This window comes from Streptomyces sp. NPDC051684 (assembly GCF_044453445.1).
Classification (GTDB): domain Bacteria; phylum Actinomycetota; class Actinomycetes; order Streptomycetales; family Streptomycetaceae; genus Streptomyces.
In genome coordinates this window covers 238,155-250,039 of sequence record NZ_JBITCS010000006.1, presented here as the reverse complement: position 1 = coordinate 250,039, position 11,885 = coordinate 238,155, and the positions used below count along the sequence as shown (strand labels likewise).

Annotated in this window: 11 protein-coding genes and 1 pseudogene; 6 read left to right on the top strand and 6 right to left on the bottom strand. The window is 72.1% G+C overall.

Annotation, left to right across the window (positions count from 1 at the left end; all coding sequences use genetic code 11):
- Positions 1-32 precede the first annotated feature (32 nt).
- Positions 33-1,166 carry a helix-turn-helix domain-containing protein gene (locus tag ACIA8D_RS10185; protein WP_399230545.1) on the bottom strand — a complete coding sequence of 378 codons (1,134 nt, stop codon included), beginning with the start codon at positions 1,164-1,166 and terminating at the stop codon, positions 33-35.
- A 145-nt stretch (positions 1,167-1,311) separates the two neighbouring features.
- Here ACIA8D_RS10185 and ACIA8D_RS10180 point away from each other — a divergent pair, with 145 nt between their 5' ends.
- From ACIA8D_RS10180 to ACIA8D_RS10165, 4 genes are all read left to right on the top strand, one after another.
- Positions 1,312-2,670: a flavin-containing monooxygenase gene (locus ACIA8D_RS10180; protein WP_399230544.1), complete on the top strand. Its 1,359-nt coding sequence runs from the start codon at positions 1,312-1,314 to the stop codon at positions 2,668-2,670.
- Positions 2,667-3,515, top strand: coding sequence for an SDR family NAD(P)-dependent oxidoreductase (locus ACIA8D_RS10175; RefSeq protein WP_399230542.1), 849 nt, complete (start codon positions 2,667-2,669; stop codon positions 3,513-3,515). The genes ACIA8D_RS10180 and ACIA8D_RS10175 overlap by 4 nt, the downstream gene beginning before the upstream one ends.
- Positions 3,512-4,855 carry an MFS transporter gene (locus ACIA8D_RS10170; protein ID WP_399230540.1) on the top strand — a complete coding sequence of 448 codons (1,344 nt, stop codon included), beginning with the start codon at positions 3,512-3,514 and terminating at the stop codon, positions 4,853-4,855. Before ACIA8D_RS10175 ends, ACIA8D_RS10170 begins: the two co-directional genes overlap by 4 nt.
- 67 nt (positions 4,856-4,922) lie before the next feature.
- Positions 4,923-5,801, top strand: coding sequence for an ABC transporter substrate-binding protein (locus ACIA8D_RS10165; protein ID WP_399230538.1), 879 nt, complete (start codon positions 4,923-4,925; stop codon positions 5,799-5,801).
- 4 nt (positions 5,802-5,805) lie between these two features.
- Here the strand turns inward: ACIA8D_RS10165 and ACIA8D_RS10160 are convergent, their stop codons facing one another.
- Positions 5,806-6,060 (bottom strand): hypothetical protein, encoded by a 255-nt coding sequence (locus tag ACIA8D_RS10160; RefSeq protein WP_399230536.1) that lies wholly within the window; start codon positions 6,058-6,060, stop codon positions 5,806-5,808.
- Complete coding sequence (locus tag ACIA8D_RS10155) at positions 6,060-6,383, bottom strand: plasmid stabilization protein (protein WP_399230534.1); 324 nt, start codon at positions 6,381-6,383, stop codon at positions 6,060-6,062. Before ACIA8D_RS10155 ends, ACIA8D_RS10160 begins: the two co-directional genes overlap by 1 nt.
- A gap of 223 nt (positions 6,384-6,606) precedes the next feature.
- On the opposite strand from ACIA8D_RS10155, the pseudogene ACIA8D_RS10150 reads away from it, so the two are divergent.
- Both ACIA8D_RS10150 and ACIA8D_RS10145 read left to right on the top strand, forming a co-directional pair.
- Positions 6,607-6,717, top strand: a pseudogene (locus ACIA8D_RS10150) (WhiB family transcriptional regulator); the annotation flags it as partial.
- Positions 6,718-6,994: 277 nt separating this feature from the next.
- Positions 6,995-7,501, top strand: a complete 507-nt coding sequence (locus tag ACIA8D_RS10145; protein ID WP_399230532.1) for a hypothetical protein — start codon at positions 6,995-6,997, stop codon at positions 7,499-7,501.
- A gap of 214 nt (positions 7,502-7,715) precedes the next feature.
- Here the strand turns inward: ACIA8D_RS10145 and ACIA8D_RS10140 are convergent, their stop codons facing one another.
- From ACIA8D_RS10140 to ACIA8D_RS10130, 3 genes are read right to left on the bottom strand one after another with little or no spacing between them, the layout of a single operon-like run.
- Positions 7,716-8,240 carry a DUF6262 family protein gene (locus ACIA8D_RS10140; protein WP_399230530.1) on the bottom strand — a complete coding sequence of 175 codons (525 nt, stop codon included), beginning with the start codon at positions 8,238-8,240 and terminating at the stop codon, positions 7,716-7,718.
- Positions 8,237-10,726 (bottom strand): tyrosine-type recombinase/integrase, encoded by a 2,490-nt coding sequence (locus ACIA8D_RS10135; RefSeq protein ID WP_399230529.1) that lies wholly within the window; start codon positions 10,724-10,726, stop codon positions 8,237-8,239. The genes ACIA8D_RS10140 and ACIA8D_RS10135 overlap by 4 nt, the downstream gene beginning before the upstream one ends.
- Positions 10,723-11,871, bottom strand: a complete 1,149-nt coding sequence (locus tag ACIA8D_RS10130) for a tyrosine-type recombinase/integrase (protein ID WP_399230527.1) — start codon at positions 11,869-11,871, stop codon at positions 10,723-10,725. Before ACIA8D_RS10130 ends, ACIA8D_RS10135 begins: the two co-directional genes overlap by 4 nt.
- Positions 11,872-11,885 lie beyond the last annotated feature (14 nt).

Here is an 11,885-nt window from a genome sequence, read left to right as displayed (position 1 = left end):
AGCCACCGGAGCTGGGCCGGCCGCGCGCCGGCTCAGCGCTGCGGTTCGCCCTGCGCGGCGAGCCACGACCGGCACAGCCACCACGCGTTCATCGCCCCGAACGGGTCGGCCGGGTCGATGCCGGTGAGCGCGGCGAAGCGCTGCACGCGGTTGCGCACGGTGTTGGGGTGGACGAAGAGGCGCTCGGCGGCCACCGTCACGTCGCGCCCCGACTCCAGCCAGGCGCGGACGGCCGCCGCGACGGGCTCCACGTGGGCGCCGAACTCCGCGAACGCCGCACGGTGACGGTCCGTCAGCATGGCCGCGAGGTCGGCCCGGTCGGCGACGGCCGCGAGCACGGCGACGTCCGCCACATGCACGACGCCCTCCCGCCCGGTCGCCTCCGCGGCGGTCAGGGCGGCCAGCGCCAGGCGCCGCAGCGTGCCCATGTCCTCCGGTTCCGCGGGCCCCGCGAGACCCGCGGGGCCGCCGCCGGACAGCCGGTACGGGGCCCGCGTGAACACGCCGACCAGCAGTCCGTCCAGGTGCGCGAGGAGCACGGGGCCGAGGTCGCGCACGGGCGGCGCGGGCGCGCCGTCGGCGGGGCGGGCCACCAGCACCCACAGGCCGCCGCCGGCCGGCAGCCCCGCCTCGGCCGCGGCCAGCGTCGCCGCCGAACCTCCTTCGAGGAGCCGCCGCAGCACCGCCAGATCCCGGTCCCCCGCGCCCGCGCGCCCGGTGTCGGCGGCCCGGTGCGCGGTGATCAGCCGGGCCCGCACCGCCTGCGCCCAGTCGTCGTACAGCTCCCGCGCGTCGAGCAGCACATGGGCCTCGATGCCGCGGCCGGCCGCGACCTCCCTGGCCCGTGACCAGATCGCCCGCTCGGCGACGTGGATCGCCCCGAGCACCGCCTCGATGGGCACGCCCTGCCGGGCGCGGGTGGAGCCCAGCTCCTCGACGAAGGACAGCTCCGCCTCCGTCGGCCCGCGCCGCGCGGCGAGCGCCCGGGTCGCCGCCGCGAGCAGCGCGCGGGTGTGCCCCGCGATGTCCGCTGCGGGCAGCACCGCCACCTCCCGCACGGTGCTGCGCACTCCTGTCACCACGGAGGGCATCAGATCGTCCTCGCCGACGACCCGCTCGATGAGGTCGACGACGCCGCTCCAGCCCGTGCTGTCCTGTCCCGCCATGTCCGGGATCCTCGCCGCTGTTGTGGCCGGGCACAACGGGCGGGCCGAATCCCGTTCCGGGGCCCATGTCCAACGGGCGGGACGGAACCTACGGTTGGCGTCGGCCACAGTCCGGCCGTCCCGCCCCCTCCCGGAGGAGAGCCCCATGCCCGCACCGTGCCGTGTCGCCGTGATCGGCGCGGGAGCGGCCGGTCTCGCCGCCGTCAAGGAACTCCTCGACGTGGGCGCGCGGCCGGTGGCGTACGAGCAGGGGGACCGGCCGGGCGGGCTGTGGGTGCGCGACAACTCCAGCGGCCTGTCCCCCGCGTACGCCTCGCTCCACCTGAACACCAGCAAGGGGCGCACCGAGTTCGCGGACTTCCCGATGCCCGCCGACTGGCCGGACTATCCGTCGGCCGACCTCGTCGCCGGGTATCTCGCCGACTACTGCGCGGAGTTCGGGCTCGGACCGCAGATCCGGTTCGGGACGAAGGTGACGTCCGTGGAGCGGGTCGCGGACGGGTGGGAGGTGACCAGCGAGGGCGAGGGCAGTGAGCGGTTCGACGCCGTCGTCGTCGCCAACGGGCACAACTGGGACCCGAGGTGGCCCGAGCCCGCGTACCCGGGCGCCTTCTCGGGAACGCAGATGCACGCCCACGACCACCGCACCGCCGAGGCCTTCCGGGACCGCCGGGTGCTCGTCGTCGGCATGGGCAACTCCGCGATGGACATCGCCGTCGACGCCTCGTACGTGGCCCGCGGACCGGTGCTGCTCTCGGCCCGGCACGGGGTCCACATCGTGCCCAAGTACCTGTTCGGGCGGCCCTCGGACGCGACCGGCGGCGCCCTGGCCGTGCTGCCGTGGCGGCTGCGCCAGCGCGTCGCGGAGACGATGCTCAGGCTCGCGGTCGGCACCCCGCAGAGCTACGGGCTGCCCGCGCCGGCCGGGGGGCTGTTCCAGAACCACCCCACGATCAGCGACACGATCCTGCACCGCCTCACCCACGGCGAGGTCACCGCGCGCCCCGGCGTCGAGCGCCTCGACGGCGACCACGTCGTCTTCACCGACGGGCGGCGCGAGCCGGTCGACGTGATCGTGTGGGCGACCGGCTACCGGGTCACCGTCCCGTTCCTGTCCGAGCGCTGGCTGGGCGCCGACCCCGAGCGGTTGCGGCTCTACAAGCGGGTGTTCCACCTCGACGACCCGAGCCTGTGCTTCGTCGGCCTGATGCAGTCGACCGGCGCGGCGCTGCCGGTGGTCGAGGCCCAGGCCAAGCTGGCCGCCGCCCACTTCGGCGGCCGCTACGCCCTGCCGTCCCCCGAGGACCGGCGCCGCGCCGCCGCGCACGCGCTGCGCGCCGCCGTCGAGCGGTGGGGCGAGCGGCGGCCCGCCATGCGGATCGACTTCGACCAGTACGTGGCCGACGTGCCGCGCGAGATCTCCGCGGGCGGCGCCCGACTGCGCCGCGGCGCCCGCCCGTTCACCCCCTCCACGGCCACCGCCCACGACAGGAGCGCCCTGTGAGCACCCCCTCGACCCCGCGCGGCGTGCGCGACCCCCGCGGCCTCCGGGTGCTGGTCACCGGGGCGTCCGGCACCTTCGGCCGCGCGATCTGCGCACGCCTGTCCGACCTGGGCGCCCATGTCGTGGGCCTCGATCTGGCGCCGGGCGCCGAGGACCCGGTCGCGGTGCTGCCCTGCGACCTCACCGACGACGCCGCGGTGCCGGTCGCCGTATCCGCCGCGCTCGACCGGCTCGGCGGGCTCGATCTGCTGATCAACAACGCGGGGACCGGCGGCCCTGCCCCCGCCGAACTCCCGCCGGGCGAGGAGGTCCGCCGCCAGCTCGACCTCAATCTGCTCGGCACCTGGCGCACGACCGCGGCCTGCGTCGAGGCCCTCGTCGCCGCGCGCGGCCGGGTCGTGATGGTGTCCTCCCGGATGGCCGCGATGCAGCTGCCGCTGGCCGCCGCGTACGGGGCGTCCAAGCGGGCCCTCGTCGCGTACGCCGACGCGCTGCGTCTGGAGCTCGGCACCCACGTCGGCGTCACCTGCGTCTACCCGTCGGCGGTCCGCAGCCCCATCCACGACTCGACGGCGGCGGCCGGGCTGTCCCTTGAGGGCATGAGCAGTTACGAGCCGCTGGACGGCGTCGTCGACACGGTGCTGCGCGCCGGGCTCGGCCGCCGGGTGCGCCGCGATCTGCCGACGACCCGGCGCGGCGCCGTCGAGCTCTTCCTCGCCCGCCATCTGCCCGGGCTCACCGACCGCATCGTGGCCCGCACACTCGCCGGCCGGGTGCGCCAGAACGCCTTCACGGGCGCGGAGTTGGCGGCCGGTGTCGTCCGCCGCCACCGGTCCGCGCCATGAGCGCCCTGGCGCAGGACGCCCGCGCCACCCGGGCCCGCCCCGCCGATCTCTCCCTCTACGCCGCCGGGTCGGTCGGCATGGGCCTGTGGGTGACGGTCCCCGGGCTGCTGCTGCTCTACTTCCTCACGCAGACCCTTGGCGTGTCCCCGTTCCTCGCCGGGGCGACCCTGCTGCTGCCGAAGGTCGTCGACATCGTCGTCCACCCCTTCCTCGGCTCCCGCTCGGACCGGCAGGCCCGCCGCACCGGGCACCGCCGCGCCATGCTGCGCTGGGGGCTGCTCCTCGCGGTGGCCTGGACCGCGCTGTTCAGCGTCCCGGCCGGGCTCACCGGGACCGGCGCCGCGCTGTGGGTCGGCGGCGCGTACATCGTCGGGAACCTGCTCTTCGCCTGCTTCCAGGTGCCGTATCTGACGACCCCCTCCGATCTGCGCATCGGCTACCACGAGCGCACCCGCGTCTTCATGTTCCGCATGGCGTTCCTGACGCTCGGACTGCTGGCCGCCGGCGTCAGCGCGCCGGCCCTCGTCTCGTCCGGGGACCGCGGCGCGTACACGCGGATGGCGCTGCTGCTCGCGGGCGGTCTCGTCGGCTCCGGTCTCCTCGCGCTCGTCGGGGTACGCAGGCTCACCGAGCGCTGCGGGTTCCGGCCGCCGGGCGAGCGGCCGCACTCGGTGCTCGGCGACGTCCGCTCGGCCTGGCGCGACCGCGACTTCCGCGCGCTGCTGCTCTCGTACCTCTGCACCGGCACCACCACCCATCTCTTCCTCGCGGCGCTGCCCTTCTTCACGCAGTACGTCCTCCACGACCGCTCGCTGACCGCGGTGCTCATGGCGGCCTTCCTGGTCCCGGCCACGGTCGTCGGGCCGCTGTGGCTGCGCCTGTCGCGGCGCACGGGCAAGCAGCGCGGGCTGCTGGCCGCCCAGGGCATGTTCCTGGTGGGCGCCCTCGCTCTGCTGCCCGGCCGGGCGCTCGGCACCGCGGCGACCGTCGCGGTGGTCGTCGTCATGGGCGCGGCCTTCGCGGGACTCCAGCTCTTCGCGTTCTCGATGCTGCCCGACGTGATCGCGGCGGCCGAGGCGCGGGGCGCCGCCGACGCGGGCGCGTACACCGGTGTCTGGACGGCGACCGAGGCGACCGGTACCGCCGTCGGCCCGTACGTGTTCGCGGCGGTCCTCGCGGCGGCCGGCTTCGTCTCCACGACCGACGGGGACGCCGTCGCCCAGACCGGCACGGCGCTGGGGGCCCTGCTGTGGGGCTTCACGGCGCTGCCCGCGGTGCTCATGGGGATCGCGATGGTGTGCCAGCGGCGGTACGCGCTGGACCGCACGGCACCGCGCTGAGCCCCCGTGCGCCCCTCGTGCCGCGGCCCCGGACATGTCCGTCGGCGCCGGTGGGCAGGGTGGCCTTATGACTCAACCTTCCGCACCGTCATGGGAGTTCACCGACGACCGGGGGCAGCGGGCGACCGCGCCCGAAGTCCCCTCGCGGGTCGTCGCGTACATACAGGCGGGGGCGAGCCTGTGGGATCTGGGCATACGCCCCGCGGGGATCTTCGGCTCGTTCCACGACGGCGACGCCCCCGACCGGGCCAAGTCCGGCGCGCTGCCGCTGACCGAACTCGCCTACCTGGGCGCCGGGTCGGACCTCGGCCTCGACGACGTGCTCGCGGCGGACCCCGACCTGGTCGTGGCGCTCACGTACGGCGGCGGGCAGGTGTACGGCGTCGAGCCCGACATGGCGAAGCATCTGGAGGAGCACGTCCCCGTCGTCGTGATCGACGTGGGGCAGGGTCGTACGTTGGGCGGGGTGCGGGAGCGCTTCGCGGAGCTCGGGCGCTCGCTCGGGGCCTCGGAACCCGCGCGGAACGCGGACGGACTCGCGCGGGCCGAGCGCGAGTTGGGGGTCGCGGCGCGCGGGGCGCGCGGTGTCAGGGTGCTGGCCCTGTCGGCCGCGGGGCCGGACGCGGTGCACCTGGCCCGCCCCACCAAATGGCCCGACCTGAGCGCGCTCGGCCGGCTCGGCGTGGGCATGGTCGCGCCGCCGGACGGCCCCGGCGCCAACTGGTACACGGGGACGTGGCAGGACGTGGCCGAACTGGCTCCGGACGTGATCCTGTCGGACGCGCGCGCCAACGCCGCGCCGCGCGAGCAGTACGCGTCCGACCCGCACTGGTCGGCCGTCGCCGCCCGGGCGTCGGTGCTGGCGTGGAACCCGGAGGTCCCGGCCAGCGCCCGCGCCCACGCCGCGCTCTTCGACGAGGTGGCGGGGACGCTGCGGGCGCGTTAGCCGGTCAGTCGGCGGGCTCGTCGGGGACGGGCTGGTCGGGGTGGATGCCCGGGGCGTGCGGGGCCCCGGCGCGGCCGGTGCCCGCCACGTCCGAGTCGGGGACGGTGGCGTCGGGTTCGGCCTCGGGCTCCGGGGCCCGGTCGGCCCCGCCCTCCGCCTCGTGGTCCGTGCCGGGCTCCGCGGTCCCGGTCTCGTCGGGGTACGCCTGCTGGTCCGGCGGGTCCCGCGGGACGGCGTCCGGTTCCCTCTCCGTGGCCATCAGTGCCCCAGCGCCTTGGCGAGCTGGGACTTGTTCATCTTCGAGCGGCCCTCGACGCCCCGGTCCCTGGCCTCCTCGTAGAGCTGGTCCTTGGTCGGACCTCCGGCGCCCTGGTGGGAACGCAGGCCGCCGCGCCTGCCGGAGGAGATGTCCCGCGTCGACGTACGGCTCGCCTCCTTGGACTCACCGCTCCGCGCGCGCTCCTTGTTCACGGTGCGGGCGGCGATCTCCTTGGCCCGCGCCGTGCTCTCGCCCCGGTCCTGGGCACTCTTCTTGATCTTCTCGTACTGGCGTTCCCGCTTGGCGTTGGATCCGCTCGGCATGGCGGCTCACTCCCTTCCCTTCCGTTGTATCCCCTCCCGCTGCATGTCGCAGGGCGACGCCGGGGCCGGGGTGCTGTGTACCCCCGGCCCCGACTTCCCTTCGCTCCCCTGGCCTCGCGGCCGCGGCCCGGGTCCCCTTGCCCGCGGTGCCCAAACTCCGCGTTTCCGTACGGGTGTTGTGGGCACCCGCCGCGGCATGCCGTTGCCAGCGAGGAAGACGGAGATGGAGCCGCTGGACAGGGCGGCGTGTGTCGAGGAGGATCCCGAACTCTTCTTCCCCGTCGGCACGACCGGACCCGCCGTGGACGACGTCGAGGCGGCCAAGGAGGTCTGCCGCCTTCTCTGGGGGTAACCGTGTGGTGCGAGGCGAGTCGAGACCAGTTTCCGCAGCTCAGCACCGGTGTGATCGACATTATCGCGTGCAACACCTGTGGCGCTAGATGTTCTGCCTCGGGAGCATCCTGATGCTCCTGGTGAAAGATGCTGGTCAAGGCCCCGCCACACCAGCTCAAACATAGGTTGAAGGCGGCCCCGCAGGAGCTAACAGCCGTGGAAGACTGAGACGTATGCGAGGACGGAGGGCAAGAGGGGCAGCATCCTGGGTGGGCCCGTTGGTGCTGCTGGCTGTCGGCTGCTCGACGCCGACGTCGTCCCAGCCGGATCCGCCATCCTCCTCGGCAAGTCGGCCCGATGCTTCCAGCGCGACGAATGCGGCCTGCCCCGATACCGCGCCGGTCTCCTCCGGTTCCGTACCAGCCGCCGTGCATGACTTCGACAAGAAGAGCAACTGGTACGGAGCCGATGGCCTATGGGTGGCCCAACCCCGCCTTCTGGATCACATGGACGAACACGAAGAGGGATACCGCACGAAGTACGCGTCGATAACTCTCGACGCCCAGGGGCGGGTGACTGACCAGAGGGGCGCCCCACACATCGAAGTCGAACGGCTGGACCGATCCGGCTCCGCGCGCGGCAGCACGGGTGGATTCGCCACCGCCAACGGCGACCGGCAGTGGTGGCCGACGGTCATCAGCTTCCCCGGGCCCGGCTGCTGGCAGGTGACCGAAAGCCTTGGCTCCACCGAAGTCCGCTTCACCGTGCATGTCGCAGCACGCTGAGCAAGTCCGTACTCACAGGCTCGAGATGGCTGACGGACCATCCGAGGGGGCGTCTCGGCAGCGGGCAGTGTCCAAACCCGCGCACTTCCCCTGACCTGCTCCATCTGAGGTTGGCAAAGCCTCAGTGGCTCCCTCATACATCTCGAAACGACTCCCGCTCAGCCCTCCATAGCCACTGAGCCAGGGTGACTTCGACTCGCAGGCGGGGACGAGGTCACCCGCGCTGGTTCAGGGCCCGGGTGAGATCACGGTTGGCCTCTCTCGCGGCATCGAGGTCGGATCTGGCCTCCTCCAGCGCGGAGGTCAGTTGCACGTTCTGCTGCTCCAATCTCGTTTGTTTTCGCTGGAGTTCGTCGATGTCCGCCGGGGCTCCGAGGCCGGATTCCTGCCATGCCCGGCCGCCCAGCACTTGCGAGAGCCGCTTCTCCAGCTGTTGGAGGCGGGCGGTCAGGCGGGTGTTGCGGGCTTGGGCGTTGGCGAGATCCGCTTGGAGCGAGGCCCGGCTCACCGGTGAGCCGCCTGCCGGATCCTGCGTCGCCGGCTCGAGCTCGGCGGTGTGAACGAGCTCGAGCAGGTCGCGGTGGCGATAGAGGAAGCTCCGGTCCACTCCGGCGTGCCGGGCGATCGCCGAGACGCTGAGCGGGGCGCCGTTCTTCGCGGCGTTGTTCACTGCGGTGGCCACTCGCTGGCGGCGGCGCTCGGTGTCGGCCCGACGGCCGTCACGCATGGCGGGGATCATGACAGCCTCCAGGGCCTGACATCGGGAAGTGGCTGGCCGACGCGGGGCATGCCCAGCATCACCGTGCGTCCGCGACGGACCACGGCGACGGCCTCGTCGATCTGTGCTCGGTCCTCGTCGGTGAGGTCGTCCAGGTCCGCCTTGACCCGGTCGATCAGACGGCGGACTCGCCGGATCTCATCCTCGGAGGGCATGGCCTCGCTGCGGGCCCAGTCGTCGGCCTCGAAAGCGGACATGAGCCGCTCGCGGCTGCGGAGCAGATCCGAGAGGTAGCGTTCCAAGTCGGGGAGGTAGGAGACGTCGGTGCGGAAGTGATCGCAGCCGACGCAGCGGAATCGGATCGGGCAACTCTGTCCGCCGGCCGCGACGTTGTGCGGCTCCTGGCAGATGCCGTAGGCCGTGGCGACTTCGCCGATGGCCCGGCGTACGTGTTCCGAGTCGAGCATGGCCTGTGCCTTGCGCCAGACGCGGTTGCCGCGGCGGTCGAACTGCAGGGCGGTGACCCGGTCGACGGCTTCGCGTCGCCGTTCTTGGCTGACCTTGTAGTAGCCCTGGGTGGTGGAGAGTTCACGATGGTCCATCAGATCCATGAGTACATCGGGCGGGACGTTGGCGTCCGCGTGCCGCTGGGCGAAGGAGTGCCGGTAGGCGTAGGGGAAGATCTTCGCCTTGTCGAACGGCAGCATCTTCGTCGCCGGCTGACCGTCGACCTCGACGACGACCGGCATCATGATGTCGGGCAGCGCGTCGACCCACGTGCGGTGCGCGTCGCCGATCGTGCCGATCGGCTTGCTCCCCTCCGGGTTGGCCACCCGGCTCGGCAGCAACCTGAGCTTGCGCACAGGGGTGTTGGGGAAGCGTTCGCGTACTCGTTCCTGCTGGTCTGAGATCACCGCAGCGGTCACCTTCGATATCGGCAGCCGGCGGCCCAGCCGGTAGTTCTTCGAGTTGTCGTAGACCAGCACGAGAGTCCCGTCCGGATCTTTCTGCAGGCACTCCAGGGGCAGCGTGCAGATCTCGTCGGGCCGCCGGCCGGTGTCGATCAGCAGCTCGGTCGCGACACGGAACTCGCGGTTGCTGATCTTCTCCAGGAGATCGAGGTTGTCGCAGAGCTCGCGCATCACCTCGTCCGGCAGGTCGCGGCCGGCCTCGGTGTCCTCCGGCTCATCCGGGATGTCCTCCACCGACAGCGCGAAATCGGCGGGCAGGCCCTCCAGCACCTGGCCGTGGCCGGTGAGCCCCATCACCCGCACCCGGTTCGTGATCTTGCGGACGTAGCGGATCACGTTGATGCGGTGGTGGGCCCCGAACACGCCGCTCTCGGTGAGAAACGCGACCCGGTTGCAGAAGCCGACCATGTCCGTGCGGCTCAGGAGCCGAAGTTGATGTCCTTCGTCATCTCGCTGCAGGCGCAGGCTCTCCGAGAGCTGTTCCATGCCGCGAATCATGTTCTGCATGGAGCTGGCGACGTTGCGGCCGCGCCGTCTTGGGAGCTCGTCATAGGCCCAGATCTTGACCGCCTCACGGAACGGCAGCTGACGAATCTTGGTGAAGTTGAGGGTGCGGGTGTGGCCGAAGATCACCAGATCCCAGATGTCCTTGAGCCGTTCGGTCTCCGGGGTCGATCCCAGGCGCCGCAGGGCTGTCTGGGCACCCCTGATGATCATGCGCAGTTCGTCGACCATTCCCGCGCGGACCAGGTCGGCGTCCTCCAGCACTTCCAGGCTGGGGACTTGAAGGAGCCGCAACTGATCGCTGAGGTGCCGGATCCGGTGATCGCGCGTCTTCACCTCGCGGACGGTGCGGACCTGCAGACAGTAGAGGAGTTCGGCGACCACCCGGTCCGGCAGCCCGCGCAGGCTCACCTCTCGATTGACGACCACGGACGGCGTCGTCAGGCGCCACTTCTCCTCGTCGCCGGTGAAGGTCCCCAGTCGCTTCTCGCGGGTGCGCCGCGCGCGATGGACCTCGCAGTAGATGGTCCGGGCCGAGCCGCGAAGCCGATAGCAGGAGGCGACCTCGCAGGACCCGAACCCGGGCAGCCCCCGCACCGGTACGTTGCGCAGAAAGCCCTCGACGGTCACCTCGGACGACCTGTGCCAGCCATATTCGTGGGCGGTGCAGAGCCCGTGCGTTACCAGCCGGAGCGGCCGTTCGCAGGACGCGACCCGGCACAGCATCTGTCCGCCGGACCGGTGATACGTCCTGGGTGTCGGAGTCGCGGCGAAGTCCTCGAACGCCAGCCCGGACTGCCGCCAGCGCTGCGTGCAGCCGGCGCAGGCCACCTCGCCGGCCGGGGCGCCCGTCGTGCAGCCGGCTACCACACAGTCCGGCATGCCCAGCACCGCGTGACTCTTCGGATAGCGAAGGACGCGGACGTCCCAGTCCCAGCTCACCAGGCTCAGAAAGCCGGCGTCCAGCGCGCCGATTATCTCGGCGGTCCGCAGGTCCTGCAGCTCCTGGGGCAGCGGAAGCGGCGTCGTCATCGAAGATCACCCGCCCCGTGCACGGTCCTGGGGGACGGCACACGCTCGACCGCTTCCCGCAGTCGTGTCCGATCCGGAATCAAGTAGGGCCGCACGGACCCCGGGTGCATCTGGCCGAGCAGAGACTGCACTTCGTCCACCGACCCGCCGGCGTCCGAGACGTTGCTGCCAAACGCGCGGCGGGCCATATGGGGACCGACCTTCCGCGACAGTCCGGCACGCTTGCTCAACCGCGCGAACAGCTCGCCCAGCGCATCCGGAGGCATCGGCGCACCCAGCGGTTCACGGAACACGTTCACCAGCAGGTGGTCGCTGCCGCCCGCACCCAAGAGCTCGTGGCGTTCGTCGATGTACTGGTCGAAGGCCTGGACCACCAGAAAGTCCAGCGGCTGCGTCCACGACGCCTTGGACTTCGACCACGCCCGGTTGCTGTTGTCGCGGCGACGAACGTGCAGGTGAGCGCCCTCGTAGTCGCAGCCCAGCGCCCGCGAATCAGGCAGCAGATGACAGTCGCTGCGATGCAAGCCCGCCGCCTGCCCCCGCCGCAGCCCGACCCGGCCCAGCAGAAGCACGATCAGACGATCCCGGGCGCTTCGGCACTCCAGGAACATCGCCACCAACTCCTCGTCGGTAGCGCGATCCACATCCGCCTGCGGCTCCTGCACCCGGTGCACGGCGCGCAGCCGGGCCGACAGACCTCCGTCCTCGCCCTGCGCCTCCACCGGCAAGTCCCGGCTGTCGGCGAGCTCGTAGATCTGCCCGAGCACCGACCGCGGCGCCTCACCGACCGACACCGCGTAGGACAGCAGCCCCCGCACCGCCGCCAGGACGCCGTTGATCCTGCGCTCCTTGCGCGCCGGGTCAGCTCCCGGACCCAGCAACACCGGTGCCGCATCCCCGTCCGGCGCGGACGGCGTGTACTTCAGCCAGACCATGAACAGGCCCATGTCCCGGGCCGCGACCGGCCATTCACGACCCGTCCCCCGACACCACCGCAGGTACAACGCCACGGCACCGGCGTACGCCTTCGTCGTCAACTCGGCCCGGCTCCGGCCGAACCGCAAGAACCTCAGCCACTGATCCGCGATGAACACGACCTCGTAGTCGTCATCGACGACGGTCCAATACCGCACACCAGAGGGCAATTTGACAGGAAAGG

Excerpts from the sequence above, each read along its gene's own strand:
- ACIA8D_RS10185 (WP_399230545.1), bottom strand. The coding sequence starts at position 1,166 with ATGGCGGGACAGGACAGCACGGGCTGGAGCGGCGTCGTCGACCTCATC.
- ACIA8D_RS10180 (WP_399230544.1), top strand. The coding sequence starts at position 1,312 with ATGCCCGCACCGTGCCGTGTCGCCGTGATCGGCGCGGGAGCGGCCGGT.
- ACIA8D_RS10170 (WP_399230540.1), top strand. The coding sequence starts at position 3,512 with ATGAGCGCCCTGGCGCAGGACGCCCGCGCCACCCGGGCCCGCCCCGCC.
- ACIA8D_RS10165 (WP_399230538.1), top strand. The coding sequence starts at position 4,923 with ATGACTCAACCTTCCGCACCGTCATGGGAGTTCACCGACGACCGGGGG.
- ACIA8D_RS10160 (WP_399230536.1), bottom strand. The coding sequence starts at position 6,060 with ATGGCCACGGAGAGGGAACCGGACGCCGTCCCGCGGGACCCGCCGGAC.
- ACIA8D_RS10155 (WP_399230534.1), bottom strand. The coding sequence starts at position 6,383 with ATGCCGAGCGGATCCAACGCCAAGCGGGAACGCCAGTACGAGAAGATC.
- ACIA8D_RS10140 (WP_399230530.1), bottom strand. The coding sequence starts at position 8,240 with ATGATCCCCGCCATGCGTGACGGCCGTCGGGCCGACACCGAGCGCCGC.
- ACIA8D_RS10135 (WP_399230529.1), bottom strand. The coding sequence starts at position 10,726 with ATGACGACGCCGCTTCCGCTGCCCCAGGAGCTGCAGGACCTGCGGACC.